Source organism: Emticicia agri (assembly GCF_004168285.1).
Classification (GTDB): domain Bacteria; phylum Bacteroidota; class Bacteroidia; order Cytophagales; family Spirosomataceae; genus Emticicia; species Emticicia agri.
On the sequence record NZ_SEWF01000017.1, the window covers coordinates 13,677 to 35,121 of the forward strand.

The 21,445-nt window shown below is 37.7% G+C and carries 21 protein-coding genes; 9 read left to right on the forward strand and 12 right to left on the reverse strand.

Annotated features, from left to right (window positions below; genetic code table 11):
• Window positions 1-43: 43 nt before the first annotated feature.
• On the reverse strand, window positions 44-652 hold the full coding sequence (locus EWM59_RS12920; protein WP_374755947.1) for an RNA polymerase sigma factor: 609 nt from the start codon (window positions 650-652) through the stop codon (window positions 44-46).
• A gap of 89 nt (window positions 653-741) precedes the next feature.
• Entirely contained in the window at window positions 742-1,317 is a 576-nt protein-coding gene (locus EWM59_RS12925; RefSeq protein ID WP_130021397.1) for a hypothetical protein, read from the reverse strand.
• 375 nt (window positions 1,318-1,692) lie between these two features.
• Between EWM59_RS12925 and EWM59_RS12930 the strand changes: the two genes are divergently transcribed.
• The 6 genes from EWM59_RS12930 (at window position 1,693) to glyA (ending at window position 7,170) form a co-directional block, all read left to right on the forward strand.
• Window positions 1,693-2,415, forward strand: coding sequence for a GNAT family N-acetyltransferase (locus EWM59_RS12930; protein ID WP_130021398.1), 723 nt, complete (start codon window positions 1,693-1,695; stop codon window positions 2,413-2,415).
• Between the two features lie 391 nt (window positions 2,416-2,806).
• Window positions 2,807-3,559, forward strand: a complete 753-nt coding sequence (locus EWM59_RS12935; RefSeq protein ID WP_130021399.1) for a CDP-alcohol phosphatidyltransferase family protein — start codon at window positions 2,807-2,809, stop codon at window positions 3,557-3,559.
• Between the two features lie 44 nt (window positions 3,560-3,603).
• Window positions 3,604-3,855 (forward strand): phosphoribosylformylglycinamidine synthase subunit PurS, encoded by a 252-nt coding sequence (gene purS, locus EWM59_RS12940; protein ID WP_130021400.1) that lies wholly within the window; start codon window positions 3,604-3,606, stop codon window positions 3,853-3,855.
• Between the two features lie 24 nt (window positions 3,856-3,879).
• Window positions 3,880-4,380, forward strand: coding sequence for a hypothetical protein (locus tag EWM59_RS12945; protein ID WP_130021401.1), 501 nt, complete (start codon window positions 3,880-3,882; stop codon window positions 4,378-4,380).
• Window positions 4,381-4,485: 105 nt separating this feature from the next.
• Complete coding sequence (locus EWM59_RS12950; protein WP_130021402.1) at window positions 4,486-5,718, forward strand: hypothetical protein; 1,233 nt, start codon at window positions 4,486-4,488, stop codon at window positions 5,716-5,718.
• Between the two features lie 159 nt (window positions 5,719-5,877).
• The gene (gene glyA / locus EWM59_RS12955; RefSeq protein WP_130021403.1) at window positions 5,878-7,170 is read left to right on the forward strand and encodes a serine hydroxymethyltransferase; all 1,293 of its coding nucleotides are present in this window, start codon (window positions 5,878-5,880) and stop codon (window positions 7,168-7,170) included.
• Between the two features lie 268 nt (window positions 7,171-7,438).
• On the opposite strand, the gene EWM59_RS12960 is transcribed toward glyA, so the two are convergent.
• The 9 genes from EWM59_RS12960 to sucD all read right to left on the reverse strand — a co-directional run bounded on the left by EWM59_RS12960 (window position 7,439) and on the right by sucD (window position 17,708).
• Window positions 7,439-7,789: a hypothetical protein gene (locus EWM59_RS12960; protein ID WP_130021404.1), complete on the reverse strand. Its 351-nt coding sequence runs from the start codon at window positions 7,787-7,789 to the stop codon at window positions 7,439-7,441.
• 358 nt (window positions 7,790-8,147) lie between these two features.
• Window positions 8,148-9,050, reverse strand: a complete 903-nt coding sequence (gene porN / locus EWM59_RS12965) for a type IX secretion system ring subunit PorN/GldN (protein WP_130021405.1) — start codon at window positions 9,048-9,050, stop codon at window positions 8,148-8,150.
• Between the two features lie 23 nt (window positions 9,051-9,073).
• Window positions 9,074-10,672, reverse strand: coding sequence for a type IX secretion system motor protein PorM/GldM (gene porM, locus EWM59_RS12970; RefSeq protein ID WP_130021406.1), 1,599 nt, complete (start codon window positions 10,670-10,672; stop codon window positions 9,074-9,076).
• A 103-nt stretch (window positions 10,673-10,775) separates the two neighbouring features.
• The gene (gene porL / locus EWM59_RS12975; RefSeq protein ID WP_130021407.1) at window positions 10,776-11,591 is read right to left on the reverse strand and encodes a type IX secretion system motor protein PorL/GldL; all 816 of its coding nucleotides are present in this window, start codon (window positions 11,589-11,591) and stop codon (window positions 10,776-10,778) included.
• A gap of 303 nt (window positions 11,592-11,894) precedes the next feature.
• On the reverse strand, window positions 11,895-12,989 hold the full coding sequence (gene porK / locus EWM59_RS12980) for a T9SS ring complex lipoprotein PorK/GldK (RefSeq protein ID WP_130021408.1): 1,095 nt from the start codon (window positions 12,987-12,989) through the stop codon (window positions 11,895-11,897).
• A 489-nt stretch (window positions 12,990-13,478) separates the two neighbouring features.
• Window positions 13,479-14,438: a PorP/SprF family type IX secretion system membrane protein gene (locus EWM59_RS12985; protein ID WP_130021409.1), complete on the reverse strand. Its 960-nt coding sequence runs from the start codon at window positions 14,436-14,438 to the stop codon at window positions 13,479-13,481.
• Window positions 14,439-14,549: 111 nt separating this feature from the next.
• Window positions 14,550-15,338 (reverse strand): uroporphyrinogen-III synthase, encoded by a 789-nt coding sequence (locus EWM59_RS12990; RefSeq protein ID WP_130021410.1) that lies wholly within the window; start codon window positions 15,336-15,338, stop codon window positions 14,550-14,552.
• 252 nt (window positions 15,339-15,590) lie between these two features.
• Entirely contained in the window at window positions 15,591-16,745 is a 1,155-nt protein-coding gene (locus EWM59_RS12995) for a DUF4271 domain-containing protein (protein WP_130021411.1), read from the reverse strand.
• A gap of 87 nt (window positions 16,746-16,832) precedes the next feature.
• Window positions 16,833-17,708 (reverse strand): succinate--CoA ligase subunit alpha, encoded by an 876-nt coding sequence (sucD, locus tag EWM59_RS13000; RefSeq protein WP_130021412.1) that lies wholly within the window; start codon window positions 17,706-17,708, stop codon window positions 16,833-16,835.
• 564 nt (window positions 17,709-18,272) lie between these two features.
• Here sucD and murB point away from each other — a divergent pair.
• Entirely contained in the window at window positions 18,273-19,289 is a 1,017-nt protein-coding gene (gene murB / locus EWM59_RS13005; RefSeq protein ID WP_130021413.1) for a UDP-N-acetylmuramate dehydrogenase, read from the forward strand.
• A 217-nt stretch (window positions 19,290-19,506) separates the two neighbouring features.
• Entirely contained in the window at window positions 19,507-20,241 is a 735-nt protein-coding gene (locus EWM59_RS13010; protein WP_130021414.1) for a hypothetical protein, read from the forward strand.
• A 171-nt stretch (window positions 20,242-20,412) separates the two neighbouring features.
• Here EWM59_RS13010 and EWM59_RS13015 read toward each other — a convergent pair whose 3' ends face one another.
• A complete protein-coding gene (locus tag EWM59_RS13015; RefSeq protein WP_130021415.1) occupies window positions 20,413-20,865 on the reverse strand; it encodes a hypothetical protein in 453 nt (150 codons plus the stop codon).
• A gap of 124 nt (window positions 20,866-20,989) precedes the next feature.
• Here EWM59_RS13015 and EWM59_RS13020 point away from each other — a divergent pair, with 124 nt between their 5' ends.
• Entirely contained in the window at window positions 20,990-21,406 is a 417-nt protein-coding gene (locus EWM59_RS13020; RefSeq protein ID WP_130021416.1) for a DoxX family protein, read from the forward strand.
• Window positions 21,407-21,445: the final 39 nt, after the last annotated feature.

The following is a 21,445-nucleotide window of genomic DNA, read 5'->3' on the forward strand; positions in this document are numbered from 1 at the left end:
ACCCTTTGCAGGGATTTTTTTAATTGAATTAATTATAGTTTAGTTAAAACATTTGTCTGCCTATAATTTCCAACAACCTTTTTTTGGCTCGCATATATTGTGTCCGAGAGGTTGTCTCGTTTATACCCAATATATTTCCAATCTCTTCGTGGTCATACCCTTCAAATAAATACAGCGAAAGTACCACCCTGAAACCCTCCGGTAACTGTTCCATTGCCCTTCGTATGCGTTCTACTTCGAGCTTTGTATGCTCTTCGTTGTATGAATCGTTTTCGGTATAATCGGCTAGTTCATACTCTTCTCCGCCAGAACTATAATCATCAATATTTACCAGTTCTACTTTTCTCGACCTCAGATGATTGATGGCTTTGTTAACCACAATCTGTTTCAGCCATACACCAAAAGTTGCCTGCTGACGAAAGTCTCCGATTTTGGCAAACGCATCAATAAACGACTCCTGCAATACATCTTCAGCTTCACCTACATGGTTCAATATTCGCATACAGACACTGAACATAGCCTTAGAGTAATGCTTGTACAATTCGTACTGCGCTTTACTTTCGCCACGTTTACACTGCTCGACCAGATCGGCATGCTTGTTAATGAATACTGTATTTGTCAGAGGGTTATGCTGTTTTATGGTTTCAAACAAAAGACGCCTTGAAAAACAGAATGTTGCACGAATCACATAAGATTTTTAAAAATCTCACGTAAATCATTGATAATGAGCGGAATAAAATATTAAAAAAAATAAGAGACAGAGAGTAAACTTAAAACAACACCTAAACTAAGACCCGCCCATACCTGCTTAGGCGTGTGGGCATTGAGTTGCAAGCGAGCCCCAATCAAATATCCGGCGATAATCATTGAACACAAAAGCGGCACAAAGAGGCTTCCCTCACCAAATTTCACCATAAGGCCTGCCAAAGCCCCCACTACCCCACCGATACCTGCGGCATGTGCACTGATTTGCCACCAGAAACTAATGATAGCTACACAAAGAATAACAAGTGTGATACTCCAGAGTATATAAGCACAGGCAAAAAGGCTTGAATTTTTGGTATAGAGAAAATACCCTAAAATACCATAGATAACAGCAGTCATCAGATAAGGTATCCGGCGTTCTTGTAGGTTTTCCATTTTAAGGCTACTGATAATCCCCCAGCGTTTGAGCAGATAGACCAGATAAGCCGGTATAGCAAAAGTATAGATGAATACAAAGCCTAACACTATCCATTTGAATGTCATGTCCATTCCCTCAAGTCCTAAAGAAACAGGAGCTAGAAAGAACAGAATCAGAAACAGAAGAGTAGGCATTAACAGTGGGTGTAAGGTGCCGGATAAGAAGTTAGCTAATCGCGTATTCAAGGATATATTTTTTTTTCAAAGTTATCAGTTTTTTTTCAATGCACGAACTAAAACCTAAAGTGTATCGTTATTGATTGGCAAGTAAAAAAATCGGGTCTATATCTTGGATATAAATTTTAAACCAAACATCTTTGTACTTGTCTAATAATACATGAACATTCGTCTTCCCATAACGCCCGTTCGATTTGTCAGGTCCGAAAGGATCAGACTGTAGCCGTTTTGCCTGTGCGGTAAAACATCCCCTTCATTCAATTTTCTCTTTATTTCATTTTTAACAATTTTAGGATACAGCGTCTCCGTTTGTGGAAAGCCCAATAAATGACGATGAATAACACAGAAATAATTTCCGACGACCAATATATTGTAGAGATAGCTAACGAAAAGCACTACAGCTTAGCCGAAACGATTTGTGACGAGATGGCCGAAAGTGCTAAAGCCCGTGGTACAGGGATTGCCAAACGTTCTCCTGATTATTTGCGTGAGAAGATGCGTGAAGGTAAGGCTATCATTGCCCTGACAAAAACAGGGAAGTGGGTAGGTTTCTGCTACGTTGAAACCTGGGAACATGGTAAGTTTGTAGCAAACTCAGGATTGATTGTTAGTCCTGATTTCCGCAAAAGTGGAATAGCCACGCGTATCAAGCAAAAAGCCTTTGAATTGTCCCGTTCAAAATATCCAGATGCTAAAATCATAGGTTTAACTACAAGTCTGGCCGTAATGAAAATCAATTCTGATTTAGGTTATGAACCAACCACCTTTAGTGAGTTGCCTGCCGATGATGCTTTCTGGAAAGGATGTTCGAGTTGTGTGAATTATGATATTCTCACACGTACCAATCGTAAGCACTGCTTATGTACGGGTATGCTTTTTGACCCTGTAGAAGCCAAGAAAAAAGAAGAAACAAGTAAACAGGATGATAACTGGGATTTTCTGAAAGAGTTGCCTTTATACGAACGTTGGATGAGTTTCAAACAAAGAATCTTATTACGACGCGAAGAACGTAGAAAAAAAAAATTGGCAGCCGCAAAGGAATTAGTGGAATTATAGATACCATTAATGGTATTATAGAATAAATCAGAGCCTCGTTTTATGAACGGGGCTTTTTTTGTGGTTTGAAAACGCAAGAACTATGTATGAGTTTTTCAAAAAGTTCTCGAAAATCTTTGAACTAACTACCGGCTTTGCCATCACTATTTTTTCAGGAAGTATGATTCTTGGAGGGATTGCGGCGTACCTTCAGAGGGATATGTCCAAAAAACACCTTACCAATGAAGGCTATTTAGTTTTTGGTTTTATATTATTAATTATCTTCCTGTCAGGGATATTTACAATCTATAAAAACCTCCGTTCAAAATAATAATTTCTCATTACATGACATATTCTTATAGGAATATCGTAATTTTCAGCGCTTTAATTTCAACTACCCAAGCACCATCGTATGAAACTTTTTACTGTTCCTAATCTCATGACTCTCGGCAATCTGCTATGTGGGTGTTTTGGGATTGTCTTTGTTTTTCAGGGTGAACTTACCTATGCTTCCTATCTTATTTTTATAGCAGGTATTCTTGATTTTTTAGATGGTTTTGTGGCTCGCCTGCTCAAACAACACTCTGCTATTGGTAAAGAATTAGATTCATTAGCTGATATGGCTACTTTTGGCGTATTGCCCGCTTTTATTGTAGCTAAACTCATCAGCGATACTATGCACAAAGGCTCTATACTTTCAGATTTTGTATCTTCTTCTATTGTTTCCCAGATTTCATTTCATTCACTATCCTATATTGCTTTCATTCTGGCACTTTTTTCTGCCTTGCGGTTAGCCAAGTTTAATGTAGATACCCGTCAGTCAGATTCATTTATTGGTGTACCTACACCAGCCAATGCTTTTGTAGTAGCCTCTTTCCCTTTAATTTTAGAATTCAATGCAAATTATGAGTTTATTATCCATAATAACCTCTTTCTGATAGGTTATACCTTAGTAATGAGCTTCCTATTAGTATCAGAAATTCCACTGTTTGCCTTGAAGTTTAAAAATTTTTCGTGGGTTGATAACAAAATCAAGTACATATTTATAATTCTTTCCGTAATTTTGTTGGTGGTTTTGCAATTCTTAGGCATTCCATTGGTTATATTTCTATATATAATCTTATCTCTTATTAATAAATCAGCCCCTGTTCCCAAAGGGGAGTAAAGCTTAAACAAAATCCCCCTTATCGGGAATGGGGGTTAATACTTATGAAATTCCTCGCTTCGATTGACGTAATGCCTATCAAAGAAATTCTTGACCCTCAGGGAAAAGCTGTATTATTGGGTTTAAAAAACCTTGACATTCAAGGTTTTAGCGATTGCCGTATAGGCAAACACATTAATATGGAAATTGAGGCCGCCGATAAAGCTACTGCCGAAAGCATTGTAGAAGATGCCTGCAAAAAACTATTGGCCAACCTGATTATGGAAGAATATACTTTTGAGTTAACAGCTATCTGATTCAAAAATTATCAATAAACCTTTATGCAGAATCCATTTGAGGAAAATACTGTGCCTATGCGGCCTACATTCCTGACTATCTTGTGTGTGCTTACTTTTTTGTGGAATGCCTATAAGTTTTATGGGGCTATTCCGAGTGTGTTTACACCCGAGAAAGTAGCCGCCAGTAAAGAACAGGCCAATGAAATGATGATGGACATGATGTCGAAGTACTTATCAGGCAAAGACCTCGAAGAAATGGAGAAAAGTCAGGAAGAAACGAATAAACTTTTTACCGAAAAAAATCTGGTGGCTTCAGGAATAATCACCATTATATCCAGCGTTTTATTGATTTTAGGAGGTATCTGGATGTGGGGGTTGCGAAAAAAAGGGTTTTATGTATATATTGCCGGCAATGCCATTGGGGTATTAGCCCCTATTTTTCTCATAGGTGGAATGATAGGGTGGTCGATAGGAATAGCCTCGCTGATTAACGCTGCTCTTTTTACAGGCTTGTATGCCATACACTTAAAATATTTTTCTTAATTGTTAAGCAATTGTTAATGCTAAGATAAACCAACTCAAATTTGAGTTGGTTTTTTAATTTTATCCATCTTTTCTGGCTGTTAACGTATCTATCTACCTTTATCTATGAAAAAACTATTATTGCTACTTTTCTTTTATAGCTCTATTAGTTATGCCCAGATAGATTTTACCCGAATCTACCATCCCATCATCAACGAGGCCGAACTGGCTATTGTAGATACCAATTACCATGAAGCACTGGCATTTTATAACGAAGCTTTTGCCAATGTAGAAAAACCCTTTGCCAAAGATTATTACAATGCTGCCGTTTGTGCCACAATAGTTGGTAAAATGCCTGTGATGTTCGACTTTCTGGAAAAAATTGTAGCCAAGGGTTATCAGATAGAAAATTTCAGACACGATTTCTTTTTTAAGAATGTAGCCGATACCTGCAAGCAATGGGCAAATTTTGAAAAGCAAGCCAAACTGATAAAACCTCAGATAAACACTGAATTGCGGGATTCGTTGCGGAATATATATCGTTTAATAACGAAGCCGCCTGTAACTCCTATTACAGCCGAATTACGAAGTTACATTAAAGCGCATGAGAAAGAACAGAAATGGATGCCTGTTGATAGCCTGGTATTGATGAATAATATGCCTAAAAATCTACAGAATCAAGTAGATAGCCTTCGGAAACTTAACTCCATGAAAGAAGCTGATATTATAAGAGATAAACTCCTGATAGTGCTGAAAATGTTAGATATACATGGGTTTCTTGATGAAAACCTATTGGGCCTTAACCAATATTTTCAAACCAATATGCAAGGCCCGCCTTTTCGTAATAATACTGTTACTGCTAATTATTCCTCCTCTTATTTGTATGAAAATACCCTTGTAGGTGATATACTCATGTTTAGTTCTTTTCAGCGGCAGGTAGATAAAATAGACATTTCTCCTATAATTAAACAGGCCATCAGAGAAGGGAAAGCCCATCCGGTTATTATCAAGGCACTGGTCGGGTATTCTACTGACGAACCCTGTACGATGGGAAAGGTTTTAGTGATGCAATTACGCCTGGAAGACAATATCAACTGCCCCAATAAAGACTGGGATATAAAAAAGGAAAAGTATTATTGGAAAAAAGAGAAATCTGCTACGCTAAGCGAAATAGAGATTAATGAAAGGCGACAAAACTTAGGTTTAGAGAAGTTAGAAGATGCCTATAGGAAAGCTTTTTTTAAATCCCGCCCTACGCCATTTCTTATTTATGGCGGCAGTTACCAGGCCGAGTTAGCGTATATACCTAACTGCGAATTGATTGATAAAATGATTAAAGGTGCCATTGTTTTAAGATAGAGAGCTTGCTCGAAATAGTATTTTTTCAAGAAAAAACCTGCTTATTAGAATTTTGTCAAAAGATTATTTGGTTCAAAATTTATGTTCTTACAACATTCCATTAAATTTGTACTTACTCTTATCATTCGTACTTCTTAAAACGTACATCAAATAATCAATATGTCTGTCCAAACATCGCTCTATCGTGATACCGAAATCTTCGATTTAATCACGAAAGAAAACAATCGCCAATTACATGGTATTGAACTGATTGCTTCCGAAAACTTCGTTTCGCCACAAGTAATGGAAGCTGCGGGTAGTGTACTTACGAATAAATATGCCGAAGGGCTTCCGGGTAAGCGTTATTATGGAGGCTGTGAGGTAGTTGACCAGGTTGAGCAGATTGCCATAGACCGCCTGAAGGCTTTATTTAATCTTACATGGGCTAACGTACAACCACATTCAGGCGCACAAGCTAATATGGCTGTTTTCTTGGCGTGTTTACAACCGGGCGATAAAATTTTAGGCTTTAATCTTTCGCATGGTGGACACCTTTCACACGGTTCACCTGTAAATATCTCAGGTAAATATTTCCAACCTTTTTTCTATGGCGTTGAACAGGAAACAGGTTTAATCGACTGGAACAAAGTAGAAGAGACTGCGCACAAAGAAAGACCAAAATTAATTATTTGCGGTGCATCTGCGTATTCTCGTGACTGGGATTATGTACGTCTCCGCCAGATTGCCGATTCTATCGGTGCTATCCTTTTGGCTGATATTTCTCATCCTGCCGGATTAATCGCTAAGGGTTTATTAAACGACCCCTTCGACCAATGTCATATTGTTACTACTACTACACACAAAACGCTTCGTGGTACACGTGGTGGAGTGATTATGATGCGTAACGACTTCCCGAATCCTTTTGGTATTACTACCCCTAAAGGTGAGGTAAGAATGATGTCGTCGTTGTTGGATTCAGGCGTATTCCCTGGCACTCAAGGTGGCCCGTTAGAGCATATTATTGCCGCTAAAGCCATTGCTTTTGGCGAAGCCCTGACTGAGAATTTCTATAACTATGCCATACAGGTTCAGAAAAATGCCCGTGTAATGGCTACTGAATTTGTCAACCGTGGTTACAAAGTTATTTCAGATGGTACAGATAATCATTTAATGCTGATTGACTTGCGTCCGAAAGGTTTAACTGGTAAAATCGCTGAAAACTCGTTGATACAGGCAGATATTACTGTAAACAAGAATATGGTACCATTTGACGATAAAACTGCCATGACGACCTCTGGTATGCGTGTAGGAACAGCTGCCATGACTACCCGTGGACTGGTTGAAAAAGATATGGTAAGAATTGTAGATTTGATTGATGATGTCTTAATGAATCATGACAAAGCAACAACTGTTGCGGCTGTTAAAAAAGAAATCAATACCTGGATGCAGGATTATCCTTTATTCCAGTTTTAAGATTAGATTCTCATACCAGTAAAAATAAGAAAAGCGTGGTTCAAAGAGCCACGCTTTTTGTCTAAACCTTAACTAAACCGTATGAAAATAAGAATCTTTATTAGACTTGTTGTGATGAAAAGTTTCGAGTAAAAAATCAAGTCATTTTTTGCTTAGTTGAGGCTTGTTATTGAGTTCATAGCAGAGCTATGGATGAAATAACAAACGAAAAGTAAGCGAAAAAGGGCTATTTTTGACCGAAATTCTTTTCATCGCAACAAGTCTATTATTAACCAATTACCTGGCAATCAAAATCTTGTTTAATAGCGAAGCACTCAAATTTTGCTTTTTCAAAAGACTCAAATGCAATGCTTTTGTTCTGAAACAACTTCTCTGTAAATAAACTGATAATATAACTGGCAAACATTTCTACAAACGACTGCTCAGTTGCGCTCTCCTCACATTTTGTTTCAATAGTAGTCAATGAAGTTTTTATAGCTTGTACCTCTGTTAAAGCTACAGATTTATTACCAGCCTGATTAAGAATGCGCTTCTGTCCATAACTATTATGAGGGAAACTCAAAGCCATCGAATTGAGGCTGATTAATAGAGTTGCGAATAGTAATAATAGCTTTTTCATATTTTTATTTTTTTAGAGAGCCTTCACCTTTCTTTATTGACATTACAAAGATATATGTTTTGTTTGGTATTATGCAATACATAGTACTATTATTTTTCTTTGTTTTAGATGAATGGTCATATTCCTGGATAAACGGTAATTTTTACTTAATTAGTTTTGAACTCTTTTTTTATTCACACTCATTAGATGCAAAACCCTGATACAAAGTTGCACTATAAAAAATATTTTTTAAGCTAAAAAACGTTAAAGAGTGTTAAAACATCCGTGAAATGCCGTTTTTTTGGTGTGAATTGATTTTGGGCAAAAAAAAAGGGAGAAGCATTGAAGCCTCTCCCCTCTCTGGCGATTAAGATTACTCTTAATACTCCCACAAATTATGTTCAAATTCCATCAACTCATGCTCTAATTGCTCTGACTTAAGCATACCTTCACGAGCCGATTTGTAGATATCATCTAAATCTCTGTCGCTGGCATTTGATTTTTTAGTAATTCTGCCATGGAACAAGCGTAATTCAAAAGCATCAGCTAAGTTTTTGTGTTGCGCTACATTGGCTGCATTGTACCAGATACATTTTGGATTAGAACGGAAATAACGCTCTAAATCTTTATATCTGAAATAAGCTACCGGACGGTCGAAACCTAAGGTAGTTTGTGCAGCCGGAATAACAATTCCTAACGACTGAATATCGAAGTACTGACGAGAGCGTTGTTTGTCAAAAATCCAATCTTCTTTCAACTCAAGTGTAGTTAGCTGGCTCGGAAAATACTCGGTTGCACTGCTGGCAATAGCTGTTGGAGTAGAAAAACCTGCGCCTGTGGTATCAGTAGCAGTAGTAGCTTTATCGCCACCACCACCCCAGCCGTCGTCACTGCCGCCGCCTGCAGGAGTTTCAGCACCAAAACCTGCGTCTTTTTCTTCCTGCGATAGTCCACCACCTTCTTCTTTCATTTGTAAACGCTCACTAAATTGTTCTAAAGTCAATTTAGTTGTCAATGAGTCATTGGTGTAGGCATCAAGCAAACCTGCTTTTACGGCTTCCATCAAATGCTTGGTAATCTCGGCACCTTTGGCAAAAAGAGGTTGATTCTGTTTTTCTCTTAAATCAATTTTTCTCCAAAGCGTTGTTTTGTACATAACGTTTGAATCATTAATCGGACGCACCGAAAGCGGATTCAGATTGTTATTTGTTTTTTCCTGAGCTACTGCTAACTGGCTGGTTATTAGAGCAACACCCAAAGCCATGCCTTGTAATTTTCTCATTAGCTGAAATTTATAAATTATTTTTAATTCAAGGGTACTGTAACAATGACACTTCCTACGTCAACTGATTCAATCTCGCCTTTGAAGTTTCTACGTTCTACTTTTTTTACTTCAATTACATAACGGTCTCCTGCTTGTGCTTGTTGTGCAAGGCTTGAAATATTTGCAGAGCCACCGCCCGGTACATTTCCTACACGCTTGCTACCACGGGCAAGGTTTACTTCAAACTCAGATACCCGATAATTTGCGTCTTTAGGATTGGTAGCCTTAAAGTTTTCGTCAGCTGCAGCTACAGCTACAATACCTCTTAAACCTGCAGCAGATTCACCTCTTTTCTCATCCAGTCTTTTACCACCTTGTGTAGTGAAATAAACGGTTGGTTTAGGCACACGACGAACTTTGAAAGGGAAATCTTTCAATTTATACCCACCATTGTTCACGCTTAAAACTACTTGTGCAGAATTAGGCACAACGGTTACTTTTCCGCCACCGCCCGGAATAAATTCTGCGCCAGACCCACCGAAAGTAGGCGCATATAAAGCACCTAAACCAGGAGATGATGTTTGCAATTCATTGGCACATTTAAAGTATAATGGCGGCATAGAAGCAGACTCTATCTGTACAGAAGGTTGCAATACAGTATAAGTTTCTTCTTTGTTCATCGTTTTCATGCTTCCATCCGGAGCAGGATAAGATACGCTTGCGTTATAAGAGCGTTTCAACTGTCCATTTTTATCATACTCTCCACCTTGTGCAGTAATTTCATAAACCCCTCTACCATCTTTAATAGGTAATGCAGTACCATTGATACTGATACGAGGCGTAATAGATTTTGAATAGGCCCCGATAGCCACTTCTGCATGGTATTTCTGGCCTGCTACTACGGCACGGGCATCAGGAATAACTACTGCAAAAATTTCATCAAATTTGATTTCTTTAATCCCTACCTGAGTCGCCAGGTATTCCAATACCTGACTTTCTAAGCGACGGGCTTCCGATTGTTTCTGGCTTAGTACTGCCAAAGCTGCCGGAACTGGTGTTTGGGCAAAATATAATTCAGAAAAATCCTTATTTCTTGTCGATGCATCCGTTTTAGCCAATGCCGGGTCTTGTGAAGCATCAATAGCTAATTCAGAGAATTTAGTATTAGGCGCAGCGAATTTTTGAAGAGCTACACTAAAATCATTCAGTTTTTTCTTCAATTCGTATCCTTTCCCATTTTTATTAGCACCAACCATTAGAATAGCTACTTTTTCTTCTTCGGAAGGGTTTTTCACACCCCCTGTTACAGGGTCGATTCCGCCACCTGCGTTGATTACTTCCTGCTTTAAACCAGCAATATAACCGTCTATTTCAGCAGTCATTTTTCTTACTTCATTTGCCTGACGTAATACATCCGCATACTTTGCAGCAGTTGCATCCTTCTCAATTTTTTCTTTAATTGCTTGCACTGATTTACCGTTTGCATCATTTGCTGCTGAATTTGATCTTTCTATACTATTATTTAATAGTTGAAATTTCTGTAAAATAGCATTACTTATCTGGAGTGCCAACATTGCCGTCAGAACCAGATACATCATGTTGATCATCTTCTGACGTGGTGACTCTTTTCCGCCTGCCATATATATAGTAGTATTATACGGTTAGTAAAAATTTTAATTTAGAATTATTTTTTATCTCTCAATAATAGTTCCAAAACTTTATTGACGATAAAACAGATAACTATCAGTTACCTCTCATAGCTGATAACATACTGCCGTAAACGTTATTCAACGAGCTAAGGTTATTAGTCAATTTAGACATTTCTGATTTAAATTGTTGTGTTTCCTTAGAGGCCTCAGCCATATCCTGCATGGCAGTAGTCAAATTGCTATAGAAAGCATTCATTGCTTTCAGGTGCTTGTTAGTATCTTGTAATTCTAACTCATATACGGCGTTCAATGCACCCATGTTTTGCGTAATTTTACCAAATTGCGCTCTGTACTCCTGTGCGTCTTTGGTAGCATCTGCCATACTGTTCATAGCTGTTACGGCTGTTCCGTAAGCACTGTTCATGGCAGTTACCTGATTTGATGCTGTTTTTACATTTTTAGCATATTCGCTCGTTGCTACAGTAGCATCGCTCAGATCTGACATTTTAGCTACCTGTCCTGTTAAACTTTGGATACCTGATTTAAGGTTATCGAAAATATCAGGAGTAATTTTGGCATTTGCCAGCATATCGTCCATTTTAGCTGTTAAACCTGCACCTTGTGTTGGGGCAATATTTCTTTTTACAGGTTCGCCTGTATAATCATCAGCTAATTCAGGGTAAGCTCTTTCCCATTGGTAATCTACCGGAGGAAAAAGGAACGATTGGATTGCATATAGGACAAAAATTACTGCTTCTGTTGCTAATCCTATGGGAAGTAAAAATGCAAGGGCCTCATAGTGCATGATTTTACCCATTGCTCCTAAAATTACAACTGCTGCACCCAATGCGTAAATTGTAGGTATAAATCTATCCCAAAAGAAATTCGTACTACTATTCTTTGCTGCCATTTGTTTAAATAAATTAAGAGTTTTATTTTGTTATGCTATAAAAAGGTTATTACGACACGAAATAAAGAATTTGTTGTTCTAATTAAAAATTAAAGCAACAAATTTATTTTATGGATTATAACGGTAGAACTTGTCTGAAATTTTATTACTCAAGTGATTTTAAATAATCTAACCGCTATGACAGAAATTCCATTTGGTAAAACTATGACTCTACAGACTCCTATTCAAAACAATTGCGAAATATGAAGAGCGTATTCGTTTACGAACACCTGTTCTTCATACTTCGCAATAGATAAATTCATATTATTCTCTGCCCGGAACGCTTCCCAAACGATCCATTACGCAACGGAAACCGATATAAGAACGACGCTCGTTACGATACTCAAAAGTGTTAGTACCTGTTTCCAGGAAATAGGCTACATCTTTCCACGAGCCACCCTTAATTACTTTTCTTGGTTCGTTATCGTCATTATACACAGGGTTTAAGTCCCAGGTAACGGGCATATAAGATTCTGCGTAGGCATCCTGGCACCATTCAGCTACGTTTCCTGCCATATTATATAAGCCGTAATCATTCGGATTAAAGGCATTAGATGGAGCCGTATAAGGATACCCATCAGCACGGTAGTTTCCACGGTATGGTTTAAAGTTTGCCAAGAAACATCCTTTACCATTGGCTACATAAGGGTTACCCCAAGGATACTTTGCACCTTCTTTTCCGCCACGTGCTGCCCATTCCCATTCAGCTTCTGAAGGCAGACGGTAACGTGGAGAACGGAAAGATTTGTGTTCTGTTAAATAAGTATTGTACAATTGTGAACGCCATTTACAGAAATACTGAGCGGCATCCCAACTTACACCTACTACCGGATACATATCAAAAGCCGGAGAAGAGTAATAATTCTCGGTCATCTGATCGCCATTGTGATAAGAGAAATCTTTAGTCCATACTAATGTGTCAGGATAAAGAGTTGACATAATAAATTCTTCGCCCAATACTGAAACCGAATCTTCTACCATCCGATTCATAAACTGACGATACTCATGGTTAGTAATCTCTGTGTCGTCCATGTAAAACGGCACAATCGTTACTCTCTTGTTCATTGAAACGCGCGCCGACATTACATCTTCATCTGCTTGTCCCATCATTAAAGACCCCGAGGGAATCAGAACCATGCCATCTGGAGAGACCTGTTTGTAACCTTTACGAGCAAAAGCATTGATTTGCCCGTTACGGATACCATCCATTCCAGCTTCTTTACTACTACCGTCTTTTCCTTTCTTTCCACCAAATAAACCACCGATCGGATTCTTACCAGAACCACAACCTTGCATTATAATAATTGGGGCAACGATTAACAGACTTTTAAATAAGGTCTTAAGCATTTGCTTGTTCATAGCGTAAAACAAGTTAATAATCTATATTTTGGGGTACTTACTCTATTTGTTGTAAAAACGAGGCTTATGAAAACATTATTGTATTAACAGACAAAGTTATCAAAAAAATTGGATTTTTCGGGTAATACTCCACTTGTATAGCAATTATTAAGCCAAAAAACGACAATTCAATCTGCTATTGAACCAATTCAGGTAATTTTATAAGCCCGATTGAAAATTAATCAATCACTCAAGAAAAGAGAAGGCAAGTCTCAGTTTTATTATTAAACGGCATAAATTGTGCCAAAATAACAATCTGAAGGTGATGGAATAAGAAGCTATTTAAACTCCTATTCACTAATAGCATTTTTTTTCCTGATTAAACTTTAAAATTTTCCTTACCGGAAATATGTACTGCTTTTGCAAATTAAAGACCGAAGTTACAATAATTGTCAAAAAAACAGTTAAAAATTAATAAAAAAATCTTCTATACACCATACCCCTATAAGATTAGTATCTGTATCTGGGTGTACGGATAATAGATTTTTTACCGGCTCTTGGAGGCGATAAGGCATAACTGAGCATTACCTCATGTGTTGTAGCACTTTTTGCCTGCGCTCCGCCTACAATTACATCTATGGCATATCCTACCCTTAAGTTACCATTTAAGATATTCGCACCTAATAGTGCAGTTACGGCATCGCCCACACGATAGCTCGCCCCTAAATAATACGTATTATCATACGTAGCTATAGCTCCTGCCGAAAAAGTAGTAATACTCATATTATTGAGGTTTCCACCTAACAAAAACATCGGGCTTACATCAATCATATACGATACGCCAAAAAGCATAGTTCCTGTCAGATAAGCACTACGGTCTAAAACATTGGTTGCCCCATTGGTGGCGTCGGTAGCCAGACCAAATTTAGGCTGGTTAAGGTGGTTGACTGAAAGACCTATTGAGTAAGTGGGATTATAGAAATAAGCGCCTGCTCCTAAATCAAGTGCCGACTGGCTTACTATTCCTGTTCCTAAAAGAGGGTCATTATCATCTCTGGGGCGTAAACGTCCGTAATCTATTCCTCTGGTAAAAAGTCCGCCGTTTACACCCAAGGCCAACTGGCTACCCCCTACCGGAATATGATAGGCATAGGCTAATTTTAAATCACGTTGGATACTTGCACCTATTTTATCATTCACAAAAGTAAGTCCTAATCCACTTTTTATCATTTTAAGCGGCACATTGGCTGATATAACCTGCGAAACAGGAGCTCCTCCATCGTCGAACGTACTCTGATACCCTGTATATTGTGTGCGGTAAATAGCCTGAAAACGTGTAACATTCTCTGAACCCGCAGTGGCCGGATTAAAGAATAGCTGATTAAAATAATAATGACTGAATTGCGTATCTTGTTGAGCAGTAGCTGTAAAAAGTGTCAGAGACAATATTACAATGTAAAATTTTTTCATAGTAGGCCAGGGGATATTCTGTTTTTTCCTTGAGCAATATAAGCAAAAATATTATTTGTAATATTATAACGAAAAAAATTAGGCTAAACTTGTAGTTTAGCCTAATAAATTCTATGAAAGATGATTTGCTTTTTTTATGTAGAGTTCAAGTGCTCCGGTCATTGACGGAGCATTGGGCAGCGGTGCTTCTATATCAAGAATATAGCCTGCATCACGTATGGCTTTGGCCGTTGTTGGCCCAAAAGCTGCCAGCCTTGTATGGTTCTGTTGCCAGTTCGGGAAATTGGCGTCCAGAGACGTAATTCCTGACGGACTATAGAAACAGATAATATCATAGAAAACTTCTGTTAAATCAGATAAATCAGCAGGTACAGTTTCATACATAATGGCTTCTGTTAGATGAAGGTCGTTACGATTCATCAGGTTTGGGATCTCATTACTTCTGATGTTTGAACACGGAAACAGGAATTTCTCGCTCTTATGCTTTAGAATCAGGGCTTCCAGGTCAGCTGCAGTTTTTTGTCCTACAAAAATTTTACGTTTTCTGATAACTATATATTTCTGTAAATAATTAGCCGTTTGTTCCGAAATACAGAAATACTTCATATCAATCGGTATTTCAATACGCAGTTCTTTGGCTATTCTGAAAAAATTATCAACTGCGTTTCTACTGGTCAGAATAATAGCCGTATGTGCTAAAATATCAACTTTCTGACGCCGGAAATCACGATGATCCAGGCCTTTGACCTCAATAAACGGGCGGAAATCTACTTTAAGATTGAATTTCTTAGCCAGTTCAAAGTAAGGAGACTTTTCGTCTGTTGGTCTTGCCTGTGTTACTAAAATGCTCTCAACTTTACGGAGGCGTTCTTGAAGAAGTTTATCTGTCATTTCACTCATCCAAATTGCGGGGTTTCAAATACAGAGTTTATTTCTGATATTAATTTTCAACAATAAAGTCAGTTTCATCAACTTTAAGAAACTGTTTGGATTAAATTTTTTGAATCAAAATGTATTATTTTTTATAAAGACAAGGCACTAAAACCGGAGCTTAGCAGAGCTAAGTGAGGATTTTAGTAACGCAGTATTTGTAAAAAAGAATCATTTTGGGCAAAACAAGATTAATTCAAACAGTTTCTAATTTCCTAACACTTAAATAGCGAATCTGATTCCAAGTATGATTGGCAAAAGTTCAACAATGCAAAGGTACGAAATTAAATATAGACTTTGTATAGGTACACTTCGATTTATCGTAAAATACAGGATAAGAAACCTGATAAGATAGAACAAAATCATAGGTGTATAGAGATAGGCCGTCCAGTTAAAATCAATCGGGAAGTACTCTAAAAACAAAATCAGCAATATCATTACTAGAAAAGTATAGAAAATAATAGAAGATTGAATGATTTTGAAATAATGCAGATCTACTACTTTCTCAAGATTAAATAACTGACCGATAAGGCTGATAAAAAAGTATTTAAAAATGAGTGCCATAAACACCGCCAGACAAATCCGGAAGTAATTAGATGCCAGTACACCCAGCGTTTCGCCTTCCTGCAAAAAGGTTCTCGCCCCAAAAACATAAATACCTTTGCTTTGTAAGAGCATACAAAAAAAACTCATAATCATAGCCAGCATGACAATAAACATGATATTCATGCGGCTTAAAGGCTTGTTGATTAAAAAAGACTGGTCGCGAACCAGTGTATTAAACAGGTCCCGCAGGTTATAGTAACGTTCAAAAGCCCTTACGTAAGAGTTCGACAAGTAGGTAAACATAATAAGGATGAACATCGACACCAGTACGAAGTAGTTTTTATAAGGAGTAGGAGCACGAGGTTGTGCTTTAATGCTCGATTCGGCCAGAACAATCGGCTTCTGGTTCAACTGGCGTTTATAACCCAAATACAGTTTTTTATCTTCAATATTAGGAGATCCGTATAAGGTAATATATATCTGCGGCTGTTCATATACCTTATACAAACTGTCAATATTTAATACAATCCATTGATTAACCGGAATTTTCTGGCGCAGAGAGCCATTGATAAACAAAAAGTTGTCTTCTTTTTGAGCATGAATCAATAAATGATAGCCCCGGTTACTTTCAATATCACAAAAAACAGTATGAGAAGGATAATTGACGTGCTGCTCGGCAATATAAGGTACATAGGCTTTCATGCGGTCGTTATAGACCTGCCAGTCGTCATGATAGTCATGCACCAGGTAATATCCACCGTTTGGCCCAACAGTTCCAGCAAACGAGTTAAAAGAAACCAACAGGAAAAGTATATAAAAGGCCTTTTTCAATCTATTAAGCAGAATTTTTGCGCAAAATTAACAAAAAAAGGTCAGATTTTTACATCTGACCTTTATCATCTCTATAAAATTTTTCAATTATGCTTTACCAAGCGCTTTTAACATGGTAGCACCAATATCAGCCGGAGAGGCCACTACATGAATACCACATTCTGCCATGATTTTCATTTTTGCTGCTGCCGTATCATCAGCACCCCCAATAATAGCTCCTGCATGACCCATACGACGACCTTTAGGGGCCGTCTGGCCTGCTATAAAACCTACTACGGGTTTAGTACCGTGTTCTTTAATCCAGCGAGCCGCTTCTGCTTCCATACCTCCACCAATCTCGCCAATCATTACAATACCCTCTGTTTCAGGGTCGTTCATCAATAGCTCTACCGCTTCTTTAGTAGTAGTACCAATAATCGGGTCTCCACCAATACCGATAGCAGTAGTTTGTCCTAAGCCTGCTTTGGTCAACTGGTCAACGGCTTCATAGGTAAGTGTACCTGATTTTGATACAACACCGATTGTCCCTTTTTTGAAGATAAAGCCTGGCATAATACCTACTTTACATTCTTCGGCTGTAATAACACCCGGACAATTAGGGCCAATTAAACGAACGTTTTTGCCTTGGATATAAGATTTTGCCACCACCATGTCTTTGGTAGGAATACCTTCAGTAATACAAACGATTACCTTGATACCTGCATCGGCTGCTTCCATAATTGCATCTGCTGCAAACGCCGGTGGCACAAAAATAATTGAAACGTCTGCTCCGGTTGCTAGTACGGCTTGCTCAACTGTGTTGAATACCGGTTTATCCAAATGTAACTGGCCACCTTTTCCGGGTGTAACACCTCCTACTACATTAGAACCGTATTCAATCATTTGTCCGGCATGAAAAGTTCCTTCAGAGCCAGTAAAACCTTGTACAATTATTTTAGAATTTTTATTGACTAAAACGCTCATTATATCATTGATTAGATGATTAGTAGAATTTTTTATACTTAAAATGAGGGTAAACTTGTACTTTTCTCATTTTTACGTAAAAGTAGTTTGAAATGAGAGAAGTGCAAAAGTTTTTTTGAAGCAAAAACGCCGATACAGCAACAATAAAACACAAACAACTGATAATCAATCAATTACACAATAAAAATTATCCGTTAAAATATTATTTGATTTGCCTTAATCAGCTAAAAAGATAAAATAGGTGGTAGAAAACAATAAAAGTTTATAGATAGGGCCAAATGATGGTTTGTAAAAACAAACACTAAAGAGTAAGCTTGAATAGTTGATGCAAATATAGCATATTTCTCATAAAAAATATAAACTACAAAAGGTATTTTATGAAATTTTCTCATTAATAACATTAACTTTCTTACAATCAATCCTTTATCATGTTCAGAAATTCTGGTTTCGTTATCAAATTCTGTTGAGTCCGGGGTTTAAAAGATAATTTTGATTTTCCAGTAGCCTTACTTGATTCAAAAAACACTAAATTTGTGCCATATTGAATTAACAATCTTCTTCTCAATGACCATTCAGACCAACGTATCGCTTAAACCTTATAATACTTTCGGAATAGATGCCACTGCTAAATATTTTGTAGAGGTTTCGAGCATTGAGCAATTGCAGGCTATTCTGCAAAATCCGGAATTTCAGGGTATTGAACGATTGATTTTAGGGGGTGGTAGTAATCTATTACTCACTAAAGATTTTGACGGCGTTGTAATCAAGATTGCTGTTAAAGGCATTGAAAAGCTGAAAGAAGATGACCAGCATATATGGTTAAAAGTAGGTGCAGGAGAAGTATGGCATGATTTGGTACTGTATTGTGTCAATCGTAACTACGCAGGTATTGAAAATCTATCGTTGATACCCGGCACAGTCGGGGCTGCTCCGATGCAGAATATCGGTGCCTATGGGGTAGAGATAAAAGAAGTATTTGAAAGCCTGGAAGCGATAGAGATAAAAACCGGAAAGAGCCGGATATTTACTAAAGACGAATGTCAGTTTGGCTATCGGGAAAGTATTTTTAAGCATGCAGTAAAAGGTGAATATGTGATTGTGAATGTCAATTTCAAATTGAATAAAACACCTGTTTACCATATAGAATATGGGGCTATCAAAGATACCCTGAAAGAGATGGGTGTCGACCAGTTGAGTATTAAAGCTATCAGCGATGCAGTTATCAGTATCCGTCACAGCAAATTACCTAATCCGGCTGAAATTGGCAACGCAGGTAGTTTCTTCAAAAACCCTGAGATACCCAAAGCACAATTCGATGTATTGAAAGAGCAATTTCCGGCTATTCCCTCCTATCCTGTCAACGAGCAAATGGTTAAAGTACCCGCAGGCTGGCTGATTGAACAAGCCGGATGGAAAGGCCAACGCTTTGGCAATATTGGTGTACATGCCAAACAAGCGCTGGTGTTGGTTAATTTTGGCGATGGGAAAGGCAATGAGATAAAAGAATTATCTCAGAAAATTCAGGATTCCATTAAAGAGAAATTCGGCATTCAACTTCATGCTGAAGTAAATTTCATCTGAAACTCTATCACCTAAATTTTATTATCTGGTTAAAAGACCGCTAATCTGCTGGTTTTAACAATTCATCATTCCTGCAAAAATTTTTTCATTTCTGCGCAACCCTCCCCCTTGCTTTCTGCATCTTGTTTACGAAAAGCAATAAAAAAAGTCTTTTTAAAAACTCCGCGGCAGTTTTTCTAAATATATCCAGAATAAAACATTTTTAACGATTACAATTATGAAAACGCTTGTAAAAACAATTGCCGCATTAGCCGTTGCTATGACCATGAATTTCGGAGCTACAGCACAAGAAGAAGACCACTTTGGCACTTCAAAAGAGAAAGAGTATAACAACGATTATACCGAGAAACATTATGAAAGAAAAGAAAGAAGATACAATATGTTTTCTCGCAGAGACTTTGGTTTATACTTGGGCTTGAATACGTATGAAACGAAAGATATGCCTGAATTAGATAACTGGAACTCTCGCTATATCGGATTAAGTTGGAAGAAAAACCATCGTTTGATTACCGGCAAGCAAGTAGATGTAGCTTTAGGAACCGGATTTGAGTTTGCCTGGAACAACTATATGTTAAAAGAGAATATTACTTTAGCCAATCAGGCTGTAGGAGCCGATTTTATAGAAGCAAAAGACCAGTTAGAAAAATCTAAATTAGTAGTTACCAATTTCAATATTCCGGTGATGTTGCAATTTGGTTTCAAACAAAGCAAATGGATATTGGGTTTGGGAGCATACGGTGGTGCAAGAATTGATAGCTATACTAAAACCAAAGGCGAAAATGGCAATAAACGAGACCGTGGTGCTTATAACATGAACAAGTTTCACTATGGTTTTGCAGCAGAACTTGGCCATAAAAGTTTCACCTTATTCGCCCGTTATCAAATGACTCCTATGTTTAAAGATAACAACCCTGTAAATGGTAATAGTATTATGTTTGGTATTCGTTTATAAGGATATTCTACATCTACCGTGGCACGGCTATCCTCGTCCAAGAATAGCCGTGCCACGGTTAATTTTGGATTAGACTATTCAATACTTTTAAAATCCCACAAGGTAGTTTATCCGAGTGCTTAAGCGTGCCACCCCCTTATTCGGGGCGAGTAGAGGGGTGGCACGCTAATCTTATATCTTCTCAAAATCCAAAGGCTGAATATCAGGTTCTACATATCCTAATCTTGCCTCTTTCGTAAAAAGATAGTCTTTCGAGTAAAAAATAAAAGCGTTGGCTCTATCTGAATATTTGCTTCGCAGGAACTGATTGCATACTCTTTCAAATGACTGTTCATCAGCCGAATACTTTATCCAGAACTCATTCAGAAGCCATATCCAGAAAACAGTAATGGTATCATGATACCCACTATAATCTGTATTCTTTCCTCCTACCGATTCATTATAAATCGGTATATTCAATTGCATTTCGGCTAAAGCATTTTCATAACCTAATTCAGCTACATGCCATAAACCTGTAATCAAATGCGCTTCGTGTGTCCACTCACTGACAGGAAGCGTTTTAGAGCGGAAGCCATCCACAATATGCTCGAACTCTTTTTGGGTAGAAGGAATAGAGTACTCCATTTTAGGCAAATTTTATTTTGAAATACCTACAAAAAAAGTCTAAATTCTGCCAATTTCAAAATATTATTCCGCAATCTTTTTCAGCTTTATATTTTTCCTATATTTGCCAAAAACTACTAATACTATGAACCCTATTTTCGACCATACCATCCTTAAATTGATACAGGTTGCCATCTCACTTTTTGCAGGCGTCCTCTTTCTACAATCTGGTTTTGATAAAGTGATTGATTTCAGCGGCAATAAATCTTATATACAAAATGTATTTGCCAAGACATTTCTGAGCGGTGTTTCAACTGTCTTATTTATTGTCATCACTATTTTAGAAGTAGCAGCAGGTATTACCAGTTTTTTAGGCGGAGTTTACTATTTTGTAGAAGGGCAAGCCGATTTTGCTGTTTTAGGATTAGAGTTAGCGGCATTGGCTATCTTGTCCTTATTTACAGGACAACGCATTGCCAAAGATTATGCAGGAGCAGCTTCGTTGGTAAGTTATTTCTTACTGATGGCTTTTGGTCTTTATTTATATTCTTTGCAGGGTTAGAGGACGACTTAAAAAATCGTGCGGGCGGCGTTCCGTATA